Origin of the sequence: Pseudomonas sp. JDS08PS003 (assembly GCF_045013505.1) — a bacterium.
GTDB classification, from domain to species: Bacteria; Pseudomonadota; Gammaproteobacteria; order Pseudomonadales; family Pseudomonadaceae; genus Aquipseudomonas; species Aquipseudomonas protegens_B.
In genome coordinates, this window is the sequence record NZ_CP120724.1 from 4,843,838 (window position 1) to 4,860,303 (window position 16,466).

General features: G+C 63.9%; 16 protein-coding genes. 6 read left to right on the forward strand and 10 right to left on the reverse strand.

From position 1 onward, the window contains the following. Positions 1–30 precede the first annotated feature (30 nt). The 6 genes from P7C00_RS21460 to P7C00_RS21485 all read right to left on the reverse strand — a co-directional run bounded on the left by P7C00_RS21460 (position 31) and on the right by P7C00_RS21485 (position 5,552). Positions 31–2,388, reverse strand: a complete 2,358-nt coding sequence (locus P7C00_RS21460) for a fimbria/pilus outer membrane usher protein (protein WP_404937321.1) — start codon at positions 2,386–2,388, stop codon at positions 31–33. A 119-nt stretch (positions 2,389–2,507) separates the two neighbouring features. Then, positions 2,508–3,278 carry a molecular chaperone gene (locus P7C00_RS21465; RefSeq protein ID WP_404940062.1) on the reverse strand — a complete coding sequence of 257 codons (771 nt, stop codon included), beginning with the start codon at positions 3,276–3,278 and terminating at the stop codon, positions 2,508–2,510. A 67-nt stretch (positions 3,279–3,345) separates the two neighbouring features. Then, entirely contained in the window at positions 3,346–3,846 is a 501-nt protein-coding gene (locus tag P7C00_RS21470) for a spore coat U domain-containing protein (RefSeq protein ID WP_346635125.1), read from the reverse strand. Between the two features lie 4 nt (positions 3,847–3,850). Then, the gene (locus tag P7C00_RS21475; protein WP_346635126.1) at positions 3,851–4,387 is read right to left on the reverse strand and encodes a spore coat protein U domain-containing protein; all 537 of its coding nucleotides are present in this window, start codon (positions 4,385–4,387) and stop codon (positions 3,851–3,853) included. A gap of 20 nt (positions 4,388–4,407) precedes the next feature. After that, a complete protein-coding gene (locus P7C00_RS21480; protein WP_346635127.1) occupies positions 4,408–4,947 on the reverse strand; it encodes a spore coat U domain-containing protein in 540 nt (179 codons plus the stop codon). 104 nt (positions 4,948–5,051) lie between these two features. Next, entirely contained in the window at positions 5,052–5,552 is a 501-nt protein-coding gene (locus P7C00_RS21485) for a spore coat U domain-containing protein (RefSeq protein ID WP_346635128.1), read from the reverse strand. Between the two features lie 240 nt (positions 5,553–5,792). Between P7C00_RS21485 and zapE the strand changes: the two genes are divergently transcribed. The 4 genes from zapE to P7C00_RS21505 all read left to right on the forward strand — a co-directional run bounded on the left by zapE (position 5,793) and on the right by P7C00_RS21505 (position 9,292). Next, positions 5,793–6,923 (forward strand): cell division protein ZapE, encoded by a 1,131-nt coding sequence (zapE, locus tag P7C00_RS21490; protein WP_404937322.1) that lies wholly within the window; start codon positions 5,793–5,795, stop codon positions 6,921–6,923. Continuing rightward, entirely contained in the window at positions 6,920–7,534 is a 615-nt protein-coding gene (locus P7C00_RS21495) for a hypothetical protein (protein ID WP_404937323.1), read from the forward strand. The genes zapE and P7C00_RS21495 overlap by 4 nt, the downstream gene beginning before the upstream one ends. Further along, positions 7,521–7,889 (forward strand): hypothetical protein, encoded by a 369-nt coding sequence (locus P7C00_RS21500; RefSeq protein ID WP_207166242.1) that lies wholly within the window; start codon positions 7,521–7,523, stop codon positions 7,887–7,889. Before P7C00_RS21495 ends, P7C00_RS21500 begins: the two co-directional genes overlap by 14 nt. 89 nt (positions 7,890–7,978) lie before the next feature. Further along, entirely contained in the window at positions 7,979–9,292 is a 1,314-nt protein-coding gene (locus tag P7C00_RS21505; RefSeq protein ID WP_404937324.1) for a leucine-rich repeat-containing protein kinase family protein, read from the forward strand. Positions 9,293–9,358: 66 nt separating this feature from the next. Here the strand turns inward: P7C00_RS21505 and P7C00_RS21510 are convergent, their stop codons facing one another. The 3 genes from P7C00_RS21510 to P7C00_RS21520 form a co-directional block, all read right to left on the reverse strand. Continuing rightward, a complete protein-coding gene (locus tag P7C00_RS21510) occupies positions 9,359–10,063 on the reverse strand; it encodes a YebC/PmpR family DNA-binding transcriptional regulator (protein ID WP_011062247.1) in 705 nt (234 codons plus the stop codon). Positions 10,064–10,181: 118 nt separating this feature from the next. Beyond that, positions 10,182–11,573 (reverse strand): FAD-dependent oxidoreductase, encoded by a 1,392-nt coding sequence (locus tag P7C00_RS21515; protein WP_404937325.1) that lies wholly within the window; start codon positions 11,571–11,573, stop codon positions 10,182–10,184. A gap of 99 nt (positions 11,574–11,672) precedes the next feature. Next, positions 11,673–12,998: an MFS transporter gene (locus P7C00_RS21520; protein ID WP_404937326.1), complete on the reverse strand. Its 1,326-nt coding sequence runs from the start codon at positions 12,996–12,998 to the stop codon at positions 11,673–11,675. A gap of 281 nt (positions 12,999–13,279) precedes the next feature. Between P7C00_RS21520 and P7C00_RS21525 the strand changes: the two genes are divergently transcribed. Continuing rightward, a complete protein-coding gene (locus P7C00_RS21525) occupies positions 13,280–14,167 on the forward strand; it encodes a LysR substrate-binding domain-containing protein (RefSeq protein ID WP_404937327.1) in 888 nt (295 codons plus the stop codon). Positions 14,168–14,327: 160 nt separating this feature from the next. Here the strand turns inward: P7C00_RS21525 and P7C00_RS21530 are convergent, their stop codons facing one another. Continuing rightward, on the reverse strand, positions 14,328–15,185 hold the full coding sequence (locus tag P7C00_RS21530; protein ID WP_404937328.1) for a LysR substrate-binding domain-containing protein: 858 nt from the start codon (positions 15,183–15,185) through the stop codon (positions 14,328–14,330). Positions 15,186–15,295: 110 nt separating this feature from the next. On the opposite strand from P7C00_RS21530, the gene P7C00_RS21535 reads away from it, so the two are divergent. Beyond that, a complete protein-coding gene (locus tag P7C00_RS21535; protein WP_346635136.1) occupies positions 15,296–16,405 on the forward strand; it encodes a 2-aminoethylphosphonate--pyruvate transaminase in 1,110 nt (369 codons plus the stop codon). The last annotated feature ends 61 nt before the right edge of the window (positions 16,406–16,466 follow it).

Genomic DNA, 16,466 nt, shown 5'->3' on the forward strand with positions numbered 1-16,466 from the left:
TCAGCACTCCCTTGCCTCGTGACGCCACGACTACTGGCAGACCAGCGGGCCGATCAACGGCACCTGCTGCTGTTGCAGATCCATGTCGAACTGCGCACGGCAGCTCTGGCCATCGGCCAGGCTGACGTGCAGGCTGTTGTGTTGCGAAAGGTTCTCCAGATACACCAGCCCATCCCAGCCGACCACCGCCCGAGCCCCACTCTGCTGATGGGTCACGGTGCTGCCCAGGGGCAGTTCCCGTTGCTGGGCGTCCACCAGCACCACGCTGGCGGCGACGATCCGGGTCAGTGGGAACTCCAGCAAATAGCCACTGCCGCGACGCACCGCCACTCGCTGCTCCACATTCGGGGTCTGGACGTTGGCCGGCAGGTTCAACGGATCGATCTCGTACTTGCCCCGGTAATAGGCACTGCTCCACGGCACCAGCAAGTGTCCGTTCTTGTCGGTCTGCCCCACCAACTGGTTTTCATAGCGCACCGGAATGTCCTGATAGCCATCGGTGCTGACCACCACGAAGGCATCGTCAATCTGGTTGGCGGCGAACACCTGACGGTCCATCCACACCAGCGAGCCACTGGCATCGGCCCAGCGGGTCTCGGCATCGCGGGAGCCATAGACCCCGGCCTGCAGGCGCACCGACTGCAGGCGCCAGGTGACATCCGCCTGACGATAGTCGGCGCCGCTGCCCGTGGCATAACCCAGGTTGTAGCCAACCCCGCCCTCCAGGGGCACCGAGCGACTGAAATTGAGCCGCTGGCGGTTTTCCCCCGTCTTGCTGCGTTCGTTGCTCAGGCTCAGGCTGCCGTGCAAGTCGAAGGGAATCACCAGCTGCGCCTGCATCGCCCACTGGCTGTCGCCGATCTCCCGGTTGGCCGACAGGTAGAAGCTGCTGTTGTGCCACAACGGCTTGCTCCAGGTCAGGTTCAACAACCGGGTGCGGCTCGAGTCGGCGGCACGCACATCGAAATAGCCGGCCCCCAGGCTACCGTAGCGGTCCAGGTTGAGGCTCAGGGTCAGTTGCTCGCTGCGCTGGCTGAGGCTGATGTAAGGGCTGTCGACCACCGTCAGGTCGGCATACTGGTCACGACGTTGCATCCGTTGGTACGCCAGGCTGAAGCGCTGGTTGTTGTACTGGTAGCCAAAGCTGAACTGCTGGCCGCCGCTGCCGTCGAAACGGCTCTGGCTGAGCGCCGTGTTGAGCACGCCAAAGTTGCCCAGGCGCATATTGCCGCCCACCCCGCCCAGTGTCAGGGAGTCCGAGGCTTCGGCATGCGCTTCCAGGGTCAGGCTGTCGCTCAGGCCATGGCGCAGGCTACCGGAGGTGACACCCGGGCCATAGCCAAAATCACGCAGGGTGTAGTCCCGGCGCAGGTTCCCCGCGGCCACCGAGAAGTCCGTCAGGCCCTTCTGCAGCAGGCTGCTGGTGACGTAGAACGGCACCGTGGTCGACACTTGTCGCCCCAGGGCGTCCGTGGTCACCACCACCGCCTCCCCGGCCCCGTTGATAAAGGGAATGTTGGTCAGGGTATAAGGCCCCGGCTGCAACTCGCTGCTGCTGGACTTGTAGCCATTGATGAACAGGTCCAGGGACGAGGGCACCGCCGCTTCACCGGCAAACTGCGGCAAGGGATAGGTCACCAGATCCGGACGCACGGCAAAATCCCGAGACAGCTGGACCCCACCCAGACGCACCGAACTGCTCCAGGGCAAGGCGCTGCTCACCACGTCACCCGCCTCATAGGTCAGCAGGCGTTCTTCATCGGAAAAACGCCAAGTGGTGTCATAGCGCCGATACCCATTGTTCAACGAGCCGCTGGCAACGCCGGACAAGGTCCGCCGGTACTGCCCGGTATTGGACAAAGTGCCCCAGGTGTCAAACAGCCGCACTTCATTCCAGGCCGCCAGGTAGGTGCCGCCGTCGTCGGTGTCATTGAGGTACAGATCGTAGTTGAGCAGCGCGCCAAAACTGCTCAGGGCCGGCGTCCGCGGATAGGCCTGGCGACTGCCGATGAACTGCTCCGGCAGCCAGTCCGGCGGTACATCAATCAGCAGGCGCTGGCCCTGACTGTCGTAATCGCTGTGCAGGCCCGGCAGGCTGTCCAGATCGACTTCGCTGCCCAGCCCCTCCGGCAACTTGATGCCGGTTTCCCGCAGCGCCTGCACCGGCATGAACAATCGTCCGGCACGCTGCTCCACCGCCACCACCTTCCCTGTGTTCATCTGATTGATCACCAGCTCCAGAAACAACTGTGCATCGGCCAGCGACTCCAGGCTGCTGGGCGGTGGCGGCAGCTCGCCAGCCTGGGAGAGAGGGGCCAACAGCAAACCGCACAGGCCGGCCATCAGCCCTTTCCAGCAGCGCAAACGACGAGCCGCGTCCTGGCTCATGGCGGGTTCAAGTCCATCTATGGACATCTCCATCCCAAGGCGGATGCGCCACCGCGCTCACATCCGTCCGTACCTCTTCCCGACCGCCACCTGGCAGGCGCCTGCCTGACGCCTCTGGATCAGTGCGCAGGCGCCAGACTCTGCACCTGCGGCGCCCCATTGACCCGCAGTTGCAGGGTCGAATCCATCGTCAGGGGGTCCGTCACCGGCCAGCGCATGACCGCCCCGGGCAGCACGTAACCGAGCAAGCCCGGCGCCAGCGGCCGAGTCTGCCCGCCCTGCTTGAACGCCACATCGGTCAAGCGCGCATGCACCGCCCCCTGGTTACGCAGCTCGAAAAACGTCTTGCCGTCCACCGCCACTTTGCGCCAGCTGAGGTCCGGCACCCCGGCGCCCTTGGGATCGCGAGGGCGGGAAGTGTCTTCCTTGCTCCAGAGCCCGGCGCCATAGGCGAACAACGGCACCGAGTAACGCATCTGGAAGCGAATCGCCGCCGCGCTCTTGGCCCCCTCTTCCGGGGTGATGGGCTTGGCCGAAGGAATCTCGTCGATGATGATCCGGTACGCCAGCTCCTGCCCCGGCGGCACCTCACGGGTTCGGGTCAGACGCACCAGTTGCTTCTGACCGGGTTCGATCTTCGCCACCGGCGGGCTGCCGATAACGTCGCGCTGGTTCTGGTACTGGTCGGCAAAACCGCTCTGGCTCCAGGCGAACACCCGGATCTGCAGGTTGGCGGTTTCCGTGCCGCGGTTTTCCAACCACAGTGCGCTGGCTTGCTGATCCGCCTCCAGAACCGGGTCGATTGGCCAGATCAGCACCGAACTGGCGGCCTGGACCCTGGGTGCAACCGACAACAGCCCCAGCACCATCAGATATCCAATCCCCCGCATGCCTCGCAAAGGTAAATGCATACTGCTACTCCTTGTCCGCCTGCCGACTGGTTGTCGACTCGCCCCATCACCACGACAGCTGCACTTGCAGCACATCGCTGTACGTCCCCCCAGGCTGATTGCCCGGCAACTGCACCTGCCCGTAGATCGGCAGGCTGATGTTATTGGCATCGCTGTAAGCCACGGCCACGCTCTGGCCTATGCCCAGGCTCTGGCTGTATGCCGCATCGCGAAACAACTGATAGGCCACCCGGGCACTGCCGCTATTGAGCTGCATATGTCGCCCGCTGCTGTTGTACTGGCCTCCGTCCACGGTCATGTTCAGGGCCACCCCCGGCGTGCACTGCAATTGCACGCCCCCGGTCAACGCCACTTTCACGGTGCTGGTGGACAGCGCCGACTGGCTGCCGAACGCCAGGCTGCCGTAGTTGCTGACACCGCCCACCACCAGGCACCCGGCGGTGATGGTGGCGCTGACCTGGAAGCTCTGGCTGGTGGCCGCCGCGATCCACGCCGGCCAGGCACTGGCGCAGATCAGGGCGAACAGCGCAAAACCTTGGCTGGCCATGACATCAGAAGGTCAGCTGCACCGACACCGTATCGGTGTAGGTACCGGCCGGTAGCCCTGCCTTGCCCACCGCCTGGCCATAGAGGTTCACCGTCTGTGCAACGCCGGTGCTCGGCGCCAGGTTGATCACCCCGTTGATCGCCACAATTTGCGAGTGGCCGGAGTCGGTGTACAAGTCGTAGGGCACATAGTTGGCCACCCCGTCGAACAGCGCCCGAGTGCCGCCGGTGGACTTGCCGTCATTGGCGCCGCCCTGAATGGTCAGCGAGGGCGTGGTGCCCGAGGAGCAGAGGATCGACAGCGCGCCGCCTCCGCCCCCCAGCACCTGGCCAGTGGCGGTGGTGAACAGGCTGTTGGTGGTGCCGAAGTTCAAGGCGCCGAAGTTCAGGCCGGTGCTGCCGCCCACCCCGTTGACCTGACAACTGCTGGTGAGAATCAGGGTCGAGCTGATCTGACCGGTGACCGTAGTGGCAGCGTTGGCCGTGGAAACCATGACCAGTCCCAACAAGGGCCAGCCAATCCTGGATACAAGCGCGTGCATGATGTGCGTCCTCTCGTGATTTACCAATCCAGCGTGATGGTCAGGGTGTCGGTGTAGACCCCTGCCGGAACCGCGCGGGTATTCGCGACCACAGAGCCGAACACCGGAATGGGAATCCGCCTGGCGCTGCTCACTGCGAAATTGCGCTGCTGGCCGATGCTGTAGCTGTCGCTACCCGATGCATCGACAAACAATCGATAGGGAATGGTCTGGCGTCCGTTGCTCAAGCGTCGGGTCGTACCGTCGCCGTTGAGGCCGCCATTGATGGTCACGGTGAAGCCGGTGACCGAGGGATTGCAGGCCACCTGCAGCTGGCCTTCGGCGCTGTCGGTGAGGCTGGCCTTGATCGGGTTGACCCAGGTCGGGCCCTGTTGCCCGAAGTCGAGCATGCCCAGGTCGCTGATCGGGCTGGTGGAGGGCGCGCTGCCGCCACTGCTCACCTGACAGCTGGCAGTGATCACCAGACGCGCCTGGATCTGCCCGCTAATCGCTGCCTGGGCATCCTCCGCCAGCAGACACAGCGAGCCCAGAGCGACGATCGTCCAGGTCCTGCCTTTCATTGCACCCATCCCGGTTCCATCAGGACTCCTACGTGAGCCGTTCACCATGAGCGGCTGTCCCTGCTCTGCCCGGGTCCCCCGTGGCAGCTGTCATGGCCCCGACCTCACCAGGTCAGGGTCACCTTCAATACATCGGAATAGCCCCCGGCCCGGGGAATCTCGGCCAGGGGTTCAATACGTCCGTACAAGGGCAGATCCACGGTGCCGGAGTTCGGCACCCGGCCACTGACCGGAACATTCACTGGCAGCGCAATGCGCCGGGCCGGGTCCTGGTAGAGGCGATAGGGAATAGGCTTGCCCAACGAGTTGTTGCTGGCCAGATAGCGCACTTCGCCGACACCGCCGTGCAGGCCGCCATCGATGCGCATCTGATAAGGGGTATCGGGATTGCACTCCAGGCGTGGCTGACGACCACTGACCAGTGCCGCAGCCAAAGGCCCGGCCGGATCATTCAGGCGCGCGGTACTGCCGAAGTCCAAAGTACCGAGTTGCTCGATACCTGCCTCCCGCTGCTGACCCACCAACTGGCAGCCGCGCTGCACATCGACCCGGACCTGCACCTGCAAATCCGCAGCCCCTGCCGTCGCACTGAGCAACGCGCTCATGACTGCCAAACCCTTATATCCATTCAAGGCCTCAATCCTTATGAGGAGCATTCGCTGAAATCAGGTTAGCAACCGCGGGCGAAACCGCCAGTTAGCGTATTAATCGGCCTGCCCGTTGTGAATGACCGTCCATCGCCGCCGCCATGCTTTTTCGAGATCACTGGTCGTTGGGTTTTCTATTGGTTAAATTGTCGCGCCGCTTTTAAGGTAGGCGGCCTGGAATCATCGGGGTAACCACCATTGGCCGCTTTACCGCCAACACCTGCACAGACTCGATCATCCTGGCGACGCCTGTTCGCCCGAGCCTTGCGCCGCCCGAACAGCGGCGCCGGCGTGATCCATGACTACTTTCGCCACAAGGCCCTGGAGCTGGGATACACCCTCAGCCACAGCCAATTGCGGGTGATCGACTGCATGGCCCGGCAGGCCGATGACCTGACGCAATCCCCCGGCAAGGCCCAGAGCCTGTACCTGCACGGCGCCGTCGGCCGGGGCAAGAGCTGGTTGCTGGACGGTTTCTTCCGCGCCTTGCCCATCGCCGAAAAACAGCGCCTGCACTTCCACGACTTCTTCGCCCAGTTGCACCAGGGCATGTTCCGCCATCAGCAGCAAGCCGACGCCCTGGAAGCCACCCTGGATGAACTGCTCAACCAGTGCCGGGTGCTGTGCTTCGATGAGTTCCATGTCCATGACATTGGCGATGCGATGCTGATCACCCGACTGTTCAAGGCCCTGTTCAAACGCGGCATCACGCTGTTGTTGACCTCCAACTACGCCCCCGAGGGCCTGCTGCCCAACCCGCTGTACCACGCCCGCTTCAAGCCGGTGATCGAACTGATCAACGGGCGCATGCAGGTGATGGAGGTGGGAGGCCCCCACGACTACCGGAGCCAGGCCCGCACCCACGATCAGCAGCTCTTCACCCAGGGTCACTATGTGTGGCCCGGTACCCAGGCCCAGCGCCACGCCCTGGAACTGCCCGAGCGCCATGCCGCGGCGGCGCAACTGACAGTGGGCGCCCGACAGTTGACCGTGCGGCAGATTCAGCAGCGCAGCATTCGTTTCGAATTCAGCGATGTGTGCGAACAGCCCACGGCGGTCATGGACTACCTGGAACTGAGTCGCCGCTTCGACACCTGGATCATCGACGAACTGCCGGAGCTGGGAGAGTGCTCGATTGCCGCCCAACAACGCTTCATCAACCTGATCGACGTGCTCTACGATCAGGACAAGCGCCTGCTGCTGATCGGCCAGCGCCCGCTGCACGAGTGCCTCGGCGGCCACGCCATCGACCTGGCCCGCACCCGCAGCCGCCTCGGGCAGTTACAGGAAATCGGCCCCGAGCACCCGCTTGAGCGAGTAGCCACATGAGTTCGATCAGCTTTTGCGAGCTGGTGTGCCTGCACCTGCAAGATTCAACCCTCAAGCACTCCCGGCTATTTGGCCTGGAGAGTTTCTCGGCAGCCGAACTGGCGGCCAAAGGCTATGAGCGGGTCGGCGAGCCCCAGGACTTTCACCAGTATGAAAAAAGCTGCACGACGCACTACCACCAGCGAACCCTGGAGGTGCTGTTCAAGTGCTACTTCCTTGACCGGCAACGGGTCGGCAGTGGCTTCAGCCTGGCCCCTGGGGCCCGCCTGACGTCCGTGCTCAAGTACAGGAAACGCCTTGCGGCCCAGCAAAACCTGCCCCCTTCGCAGTTGGCTTTCCATTTCTCGGATGACAAGCAGGAAGGCGCGGTGATTCTGGATGACCGCCACGTCATGCGTTTCAACCAATGGAGCCGCCAGGGCGCCTACTTGCTTGCAACCCTGGAGAGCGACTTCGACCTGGAAAACCCGCTGGGCAGAGCCGCCACCGGATCGGTAAAATACACCCTGGAGCACCACAGCCTGGAGTCGATGCTGGCTGAAGCCAGGAACCCCAGGCACCCCGCGGCATTTCGCCGGTTAGCTGAAGCACTGCAAGATGCAAGAATTTGACCGCAAAGAGATTTATCGACTGGCAGCGGCGCTCTTGCGCGCTATTGAAAATGCCCAGCCAACGGTATTGGCGGCATTTGGCGTAAGCCCGGCCATTTATGCAGAAATCCTCGAAGAGCTGGACAGCTCGGGAGAACAGGCCGTGGACCTGGCCCTTGCGCCCTATGATCGGGCATTCCAGCCGGACCGCAGCGGCCGGGTCGCCCTGGACCTTTACCCGCTGGACACCGAGCCATCCGTCATGAGAGTGGCCTGCCAGCTGTGGTCCAAAGGCCGCAAGACCGACCTTACCCTGATTGCCGACTACGTACAGGGAGCGGGCGCGTTGACCTTCAGGTTGCTGGAAACCCAATAGCACTCATCCCATGGCCGCTCAGGCAGCCAAAACCACCGAACTGCTTTATTCTGCCCGCCTTTTTCTTCTTTCGAGTACTGACGCTGTTCATGGATACCCTTGCCCAACTGCGGGCCGGCCAATTGGCCGGCATCAAGCGCCTGGACCTGTCCTGCGGGCTGACCGAGTTCCCCCGGGAGATCTTCGATCTGGCCGACTCGCTGGAAATCCTCAACCTCAGCGGCAATGCACTGAGCAGCCTGCCCGACGACCTGCACCGGCTCACCCACCTGCGCATCCTGTTCTGCTCGGACAACCAGTTCAGTGAACTACCGGCCTGCCTCGGCCATTGCGCGCAACTGAGCATGATCGGCTTCAAGGCCAACCGCATCGAACGGGTCCCGGCCGCCGCCCTGCCGCCGCAGTTGCGCTGGCTGATCCTCACCGACAACCGCATCAGTGAACTGCCCGAAGAGCTGGGCAAGCGCCCGCTCCTGCAAAAGCTCATGCTGGCCGGCAACCGCCTGACCGCCCTGCCCCAGAGCCTGGGCCAGTGCCAGCGCCTGGAGCTGCTGCGGGTCGCCGCCAACCGGCTGCGCGAACTGCCGCCGTTTCTCCTGGCCCTGCCACGCCTGACCTGGCTGGCCTATGCCGGCAATCCACTGGAATCCGAGGCCGACGCCCAGGCCCTGGAGTCCACCCGCACCATCCCCTGGCACGAACTGCGCCTGGAGCAACGCCTGGGCGAAGGCGCCTCCGGGGTGATTCACCAAGCGTGGTGGCAGCCGACGGGAGAACCCGCCCGCGCGGTGGCGGTCAAGCTGTACAAGGGCGAGATGACCAGCGACGGCTCGCCGCTGCATGAAATGAACGCCTGTATCAGTGCTGGGCTGCACCCGAACCTGATCCGGGTCGAGGGTCGCATTGTCGATCACCCCCAGGGCCAGAACGGACTGGTGATGCAACTGATCGACCCCAGCTACCGCAACCTCGCGGCGCTGCCGAGCCTGGACTCCTGCTCCCGGGATATCTACCCGGACCATGCGCACTACAGCGCCAACGTGACGCTGCGGATCGCCCGCGGCATCGCTGCGGTAGGCGCCCACCTGCATGCCCAGGGCATTACCCACGGCGACCTCTACGGCCACAACACCCTGTGGAATGAACAAGGCGACTGCCTGTTGGGGGATTTTGGCGCGGCGTCCTTCCATGCCAAGGACGACACCCTACAGAGCCGGGCGCTGCAACGCCTGGAAGTACGTGCTTTCGGTGTCTTATTGGAAGAATTGCTGGAGCGTGGGAATGGCTCGCTGAGCCCGGGGCAGCGGCAAAAACTGGCGGCGCTGGTGCAGCGCTGCTGCCAGCCGGAGGTGCTGGCGCGACCGGATTTTGTTCAGGTCTGCGAGGAATTGGCGGGGCTTTAAAACAGCTTCGCCGGCGAGTCGGCTCCTACAGAGGTATGCAGGAGCCGGCTGGCCGGCGAATCGCGCTTAGCCCGCCAGGCCGACGAACATGTCCTGCACGTCGTCATGGTTGTCCAGGCCTTCGAGGAAGGCCTCGACTTCAGCCATCTGCTCATCGCTCAGGCCGCTCACCGGGTTCTTCGGCTGATAGCCCAGCTTGGCCGACAACACAGTGAAACCTTGCTCGGGCAATGCCTTTTGTACTGCATCCAGGTCCGCAGGCTCGGTCAGGAACAGGGTCGCGCCCTCTTCGCCCGGCTCGAAATCCTGGGCACCGGCCTCGATGGCCGCCAGTTCCGGGTCGGCGTCCGGGCTGTCCGGCGAAGCTTCGATCATGCCCACGTGGTTGAAATCCCAGGACACCGAACCCGAAGCGCCCAGTTGGCCCTTGCGGAACGCCACGCGGATTTCCGCCACGGTGCGGTTGATGTTGTCGGTCACGCATTCAACGATCAGCGGTACCTGGTGCGGGGCAAAACCTTCGTAGGTCACGCGGTGGTACTGCACGGTCTCGCCCAGCTGACCCGAGCCTTTCTTGATGGCACGCTCAAGGGTCTCGCGAGGCATCGAAGCCTTTTTCGCCTGCTCCACCACCAGCCGCAGGTGGGCGTTGGTGGCGGTGTCAGCGCCGTTACGTGCGGCAATGGTGATCTCTTTCACCAGCTTGCCGAAAATCTTGCCCTTGGCGTTGGCTGCCGCTTCTTTGTGTTTAACCTTCCACTGTGCGCCCATTACTCACTCTCTTGATCTATGGCGTCGAGTTGGATTTGGCCGACGCGATGGGCAAGTTTATACGTCCTCAGGGCCCTGATCGACCAAAAAGTCAGCGACAGTCCTACCCCGCCAGGCTTCAGCCCTTGTCGGCCTTGCCAGCGGCCGCGGCGAACCGCGCCAGACGCACATCCAGATGCCGCGGCCGACGCCCATGATCCTCGGCCCGCTCCTTGCGGCGAATGGCGTTGCGCACCATCAACGAACCCAGGTAGCGGATCGGTTCCGGGGGGAAGTAACCCAAGGGACCGTTGACCAGGGGCGAGCGGGTCCAGGGGTTGTCCAGGCCCTGGACCAGGGAGGCGAGGATCTGCCCTCCCATGTGACAGGGGCCCACACCGCTGCCGGAATAGCCGAACCCGTAGAAGAGGTTGCCGGCGCGGCTCATCTGGCCGAAGAACGGCAACCCGGTGACCGAGCGATCCGACGGACCGTTCCAGGTCGCGGCCACCGGCACCTCGGCAAAGGCCGGGAAGAACTGCCCCAGGCTCTTGTGCAGCAACCCGGCATAGGGCGACGGTTGGTCGAACACCGGCAACATGCGCCCGCCGTAGGCAAAGGTGTTGCCGCCCTTGCCGAGCATGATCCGGCCGTCCGGAGTGTTGTGGTAGTAGTGCACGAAGATCCGCGAATCCAGCACCGTCACCCCGCTGGTCAAGCCGATCTGCTGTAGCAACTGCGGACGCGGCTCGGTGATCAGCATGTCACTGGACACAATCGCCACACTGCGTTCGAACTGCGGGAAGGCCCGGGCCATCCAGGCGTTCATCGCCAACACCACGCGCTGGGCACGAATCTGTCCCAAAGGTGTGCGCAACAACGCCGGGCGCCCCTCTTCCAGTCCGGTCATGGCGCTGTGCTCATGGATTCTGACCCCCAATTGCAAGGCCACCCGGCGCAAACCTCGCACCAGCAACCCCGGCTGTACACTGGCAGCGGCTGGCGAATACCAGCCTTCCAGGTGCTGGCTGGAACCGGCCATGCGCTGCACATCGGCCAAGGGGCGCTTCTCGAAGGAATTGATGCCCCGGCGTTCCAGGGCCGCGATCACTCCATCGGTGGAACCGACCTGGGCCTGGTTGGTGGCGGTGTACAAAGTGCCGTCGAGGCGGTACTGGGCATCCACGCCATAGCGCTCGCAGAAGGCGCCGATGGCATGGATGCTGCGCTCCGACTCCTTGACCAGGCGCACCGCCTCCTCGATGCCGAACAGACGCTCCAGGGTGAAGTACTTGGCCGACCAGGACAGCGCACAGCCGCCATTGCGCCCACTGGCACCGGCGCCGCAGATATCCGCCTCGATCAGCAGCACATCCAGCCCGGGGTTCTGTTCCTTGAGCATGATGGCCGTCCACAAACCGGTGTAGCCGCCGCCGACAATGGCCACCTCGCAGGTGGTATCGCCTTGCAGTGGCGGACAAGGATCCGGGGTTTCCTGTTGCAGGGCCTGTTCCAGCCAGAAAGGTCGCATGGGTGAGTCTCCAGGGAAAAAACGGCGAGTGGGTTTGCCGGCCAACCAGCGCCTACAACACTGCGTAGGAGCCGGCTGGCCGGCGAAGAGGCCGGACAGTCAGGAACGCAATGGCTTTATCAACAAAGGTCCATTGGGAACGAGCCCGCGCACCGGCTCGACCCCATGGGGCCGGCTGTTCCAGAACGGCATCAGCAACAGCGCCGAGACCAGAGCGCAGCCGGCAAACACGATGAACACCGTCACCGTGTCGAAATAGCCCGGCAACAAGCCCCCCAGTACCGCTCCCACCGAGCCGCAGCCATTGACGAATCCTGCCGCCGTGGCCCCGGCCTTGGCCGAACCGAAATCAATGGCCGCCGCGCCGCTGATCATCGAGTCAGGTCCGTACAAGGTCAGGCCCATGAAAAACAGCAGCAGCATCACCAGCAGCACGCTGCCGGTGTGCAGCGCCCCCATGAACAGCGCCAGGGACACTGTCAGCGCCAAGAGGCTGAGGACACAGGCCGGCATGCGCCGGGCACCGAACAGTTTGTCCGAGGCCAGGCCGATCATGATCGGCCCCAGCAGCCCGGCCAGCTCGAAGGTGGTGGGCACGATCGCCGCCCCCACCTTGCCCACCGACGGCATCTGTTCGTAGACGATCACCGGCCCCCACAGCAGGATCGCGTAGCGCGCCGGCTTGAGCAGGAAGTACGACAGCCCAAGGATCAGCACCGTGCGGTTGCGCAGGATCTCGCGCAGCGGCTCCCAGACGCTCATGCCCCGCTCGGCGGCGTCTTCTTCGGCGCTCTGCCGGGGCAACGGCTCCACAGCCGGCAGCCCCACGTCCTGCGGTGTGTTGCGCTGGAAGATGAAGAACAGCACCGCGGTCAAGCCCACCACCACCGCGCTGGAAATGAACGCCGCGTGCCAGGTGCCGATCAGCGTATAGGCCCACCAGCCGGCAAAGGGCGAAGCCACCAGGCCGCCGAAGGCGTAGCAGGAACTCCACAGCCCCAGCACCCTGCCGCGCTGCTCGGCGGGAAAGAAACTGCCGATGTTCTTGCACAACCCCGACCAACCCGTGGACTGCGCCAGCCCCTGGACCAGCATGCAGGTGGCGAACACCGGCAAGGTGGCGAAGCTGCCCATGACCAGCGCCGCGGCCGCGGAGATCAGCAGGCCGCCCAGCACGACCACCCGCGGGCCGAAACGGTCGGCGAAGATCCCCCAAGTGAACTGGCCCACGGCATAGGCCGCCAGATAGATGGCGTCGAGGTTGGCCATGGCCATCTTGTCGAGGGTGAAATCGGGATCGTCGGCGATCCCCAGTTTGGCCACGGAAAAGGCTTTGCGGGTGAAGTAGAACGCCGCGTAGGCGATCCAGGTGATGGCGAAAATCTGCACGCGCCAACGTTTGATGGTGCCGTTGTGCTTGTTCATTGTGGTTCTGACCTCAGGGTGAGTGTGCCGGCAGAATGAGGAGCAAACGCCTGTGTTTTTTATTGTTGAGCACTGCAGCAGAGCCCTTGAGGCAGGCACTGCTGGTCAGATGAGTCCTGTTGCTTTCCCTGTTTCGGGATTTGCAGGTGCACGCACAGGCATCAGGGCCAGGTCGACTGACGGGTCACCCGGCCTTGAAAGATGGAAGCAATTACCAACTAATAAATGAAATCGATTTATCGTATTTCAAATATAAGTTCAGCTTGTAAGAGGATCTGCCCATGTCGGTTTCCCACGCACAGTTGAAGGCCTTTCATGCGGTGGCCGTGCACGGCAACTTCACCAAGGCCGCCGAACGCCTGTTCCTCACCCAGCCGGCGATCTCCGATCAGGTGCGCAAGCTCGAAGAGCGCTTCGGCGTCATCCTGTTCCACCGCAACAAGCGCTCGGTACGCCTCACGGATCTGGGAGAGCGCCTGCTGGCCATCACCCAGCGCCTGTTCGTGGTGGAGGCCGAAGCCAAGGAACTGCTGCAGGATTCCCAGGCCTTGCAGACCGGCAGCCTGGTCCTGGCGGTGGATGCCCCGGTGCATGTGCTGCCGCAGATCGCCCGGTTCTGCGAGCTGTACCCCGGGATCAACGTGAAGATCGAGACCGGCAACACCGATGAATCCCTGCTACGTCTGTTCAACTACCAGGCCGACCTGGCCCTGCTGGGACGCGAGGTCGACGACGAGCGCCTGCTGTCCTTGACCCTGCGCAACGACCCGATGGTGGCCTTTGTCTCGCGCAATCATCCCTGGGCCGATCGCCAGTCCATCCGCCTGGCCGAACTGGATGACACGCCTCTGGTGCTGCGGGAAGTCGGCTCGGTGACCCGCCAGACCCTGGAAGAGGAAATGAATCGGGCAGGCCTGCGGATTCGCCCGACCATTCAGGTGGAGGGCCGGGAAGCGGCGCGCGAGGCGGTAGTGGTGGGGATTGGTGTGGGGGTGGTCTCGGCGGCGGAGTTCGGCGCCGACTCCCGGGTCTGCGCCCTGCCGATCATCGACTGTCAGCGGCGCATGACCGAAACCCTGGTGTGCCTGCGCGAACAGAGTTCACGACGTATCGTCGCCACCTTCCTCGAGCTGGTACGCGAAAGCCTGGCCTCCCCCACCGCCCCGTAGGAGCCGGCTTGCCGGCGAAAGCAACCTCCAGACACCACTACCGTAGGAGCCGGCTTGCCGGCGAAGGCAATCTCCCAGGCACCACTACCGTAGGAGCCGACTTACCGGCGAAGGCAATCTCTCGGGCCTCTTCGCTGGCAAGCCAGCTCCTACGGGGTGGTCAAGGAGCCAGGGCGAAAAACGCCTGGATCAGGCGCAGGTCACGACGCCGCTCCATGCACCCGATCATGTGCCGGTTGATCAGGCCAGCGCCACGAATCGGCACCGTGCACACCCGCGGGTCGTGCCCCACCTCCACCGAACTGACGATCCCGACGCCCAACTGCGCCGCCACCGCTTCGGTCACCGCCTCGCGACTGTCCAGTTCCAGCAGCACCCGGGGCTGGACCCTGGCCAGCACGCAAGCCTCATCGAAGGTGCTCCGAGTGATGGAACTGGGCTCGCGCAGCACCATGATCACCTGATCCAGTTGTTCGATGGCAATGCCTTCAGGCAGCTCCAGCCAGGGATGCCCCTGGGGCACCAGGGCACACATCCGCGACTCCCCCAGGCTTTGCAGGTGCAGACCCTTGCGCGGCTCGACTTCGGTCAGCACCGCCACGTCGGCGTGTTCCGACAGCAGCGCCGCCAGGGTTTCCTGGGCATTGCCCAGGCGCAGATTGACCGTCACCCCCGGATACTTCGCCCGCAGGCGGGCCAGCATCGGCATCACCATGTGCGGGCCGTCCGCCGCCACTTCCAGACGCCCGGTCAGCAATTGCCGGTTGGCCTCGAGCATGGCCTGGGCCTCTTCCGCCAGGCCGAACATGGCCCGGGTGATGGCCGCCAGCTTGATGCCTTCCTCGGTCAGCTCCACCCGGCGTGCGGTGCGCCGCAGCAGGGTGATCTGGTAATGCTCTTCCAGGGCCTTGATATGCCCGGTCACCGCCGGCTGGCTGATAAACAGCCGCCCGGCGGCCCGGGTGAAGCTGCCTTCACGGGCCACGGCGTCGAATGCGCGGAGTTGGAACAGGTTCATAGCTATCGGCCTCACTGATGGCTGGCATAACAACAAACAATTTGATTGATGACAAGGCAAACTGCAATTTAGTCCCCGTAGCTTCATCCCATCATTTTCGAGGACACAGCATGAGCATCGCCGAGCCAATCCTGCTTACCCCCGGGCCCCTGACCACGTCCGCCCGCACCCGCCAGGCGATGCTGGTGGACTGGGGTTCATGGGATGAGCGCTTCAACCAACTGACGGCCAGCCTGTGCCGGCAACTGCTGGCCATCGTCAACGGCGCCGACAGCCACCACTGCGTCCCCCTGCAAGGCAGCGGCACCTTCGCCGTGGAAGCCGCCATCGGCACCCTGGTGCCCCGCAACGGCAAGGTCCTGGTACTGATCAACGGTGCCTACGGCAAGCGCCTGGCGAAAATCTGCGAAGTGCTCGGCCGCGACTTCAGCACCTTTGAAACCGCCGAGGACCAACCCACCACCGCTGCCGATGTCGAGCGCCTGCTCCAGGCCGACCACCGCATCAGTCACGTGGCCCTGATTCACTGCGAGACCAGCACCGGCATCCTCAACCCGCTGCCGGACATCGCCCAGGTCATCGCCCGTCACGGCAAGCGCCTGATCATCGACGCCATGAGCTCCTTCGGCGCCCTGCCCATCGATGCCCGGGAAATCCCCTTCGAGGCGCTGATCGCCGCCTCCGGCAAATGCCTGGAAGGCGTGCCCGGCATGGGTTTTGTCTTCGCCCGCAAGCAATCCCTGGCCCAGGCTGCGGGCAACGCCCATTCCCTGGCCATGGACTTGCACGATCAGCACAGCTACATGGCCAAGACCGGCCAGTGGCGCTTCACCCCACCGACCCACGTGGTCGCCGCGCTGCATGAAGCCCTGCTGCAATACAACGAAGAAGGCGGCCTGCCGGCACGCCATGCGCGCTACGCCGACAACTGCCGGACACTGCTGGAAGGCATGGGGGAATTGGGCCTGCGCAGCTTCCTGCCGGAAGCGATCCAGGCGCCGATTATCGTCACCTTTCATGCCCCGCAGGACCCGCGTTACCAGTTCAAGGACTTCTACGAGCGGGTCAAGGCCAGGGGCTTCATCCTCTACCCCGGCAAGCTGACCCAAGTCGAAACCTTCCGCGTGGGCTGCATCGGCCACGTCGACCGCCGCGGCATGCAGGCCGCTGTCGCCGCCATCGCCGAAGTGCTGCAGGAAATGGAAGTCCTGAACCTCTGACGCCCCACCCTGCCTGTAGGAGCGAGCTTGCTCGCGAAACAGGCGACGCGACCCCCGAACC

Excerpts from the sequence above, each read along its gene's own strand:
- P7C00_RS21460 (WP_404937321.1), bottom strand. The coding sequence starts at position 2,388 with ATGAGCCAGGACGCGGCTCGTCGTTTGCGCTGCTGGAAAGGGCTGATG.
- P7C00_RS21465 (WP_404940062.1), bottom strand. The coding sequence starts at position 3,278 with ATGCGGGGGATTGGATATCTGATGGTGCTGGGGCTGTTGTCGGTTGCA.
- P7C00_RS21470 (WP_346635125.1), bottom strand. The coding sequence starts at position 3,846 with ATGGCCAGCCAAGGTTTTGCGCTGTTCGCCCTGATCTGCGCCAGTGCC.
- P7C00_RS21475 (WP_346635126.1), bottom strand. The coding sequence starts at position 4,387 with ATGCACGCGCTTGTATCCAGGATTGGCTGGCCCTTGTTGGGACTGGTC.
- P7C00_RS21480 (WP_346635127.1), bottom strand. The coding sequence starts at position 4,947 with ATGAAAGGCAGGACCTGGACGATCGTCGCTCTGGGCTCGCTGTGTCTG.
- P7C00_RS21485 (WP_346635128.1), bottom strand. The coding sequence starts at position 5,552 with ATGAGCGCGTTGCTCAGTGCGACGGCAGGGGCTGCGGATTTGCAGGTG.
- P7C00_RS21495 (WP_404937323.1), top strand. The coding sequence starts at position 6,920 with ATGAGTTCGATCAGCTTTTGCGAGCTGGTGTGCCTGCACCTGCAAGAT.
- P7C00_RS21500 (WP_207166242.1), top strand. The coding sequence starts at position 7,521 with ATGCAAGAATTTGACCGCAAAGAGATTTATCGACTGGCAGCGGCGCTC.
- P7C00_RS21505 (WP_404937324.1), top strand. The coding sequence starts at position 7,979 with ATGGATACCCTTGCCCAACTGCGGGCCGGCCAATTGGCCGGCATCAAG.
- P7C00_RS21510 (WP_011062247.1), bottom strand. The coding sequence starts at position 10,063 with ATGGGCGCACAGTGGAAGGTTAAACACAAAGAAGCGGCAGCCAACGCC.
- P7C00_RS21515 (WP_404937325.1), bottom strand. The coding sequence starts at position 11,573 with ATGCGACCTTTCTGGCTGGAACAGGCCCTGCAACAGGAAACCCCGGAT.
- P7C00_RS21520 (WP_404937326.1), bottom strand. The coding sequence starts at position 12,998 with ATGAACAAGCACAACGGCACCATCAAACGTTGGCGCGTGCAGATTTTC.
- P7C00_RS21525 (WP_404937327.1), top strand. The coding sequence starts at position 13,280 with ATGTCGGTTTCCCACGCACAGTTGAAGGCCTTTCATGCGGTGGCCGTG.
- P7C00_RS21530 (WP_404937328.1), bottom strand. The coding sequence starts at position 15,185 with ATGAACCTGTTCCAACTCCGCGCATTCGACGCCGTGGCCCGTGAAGGC.
- P7C00_RS21535 (WP_346635136.1), top strand. The coding sequence starts at position 15,296 with ATGAGCATCGCCGAGCCAATCCTGCTTACCCCCGGGCCCCTGACCACG.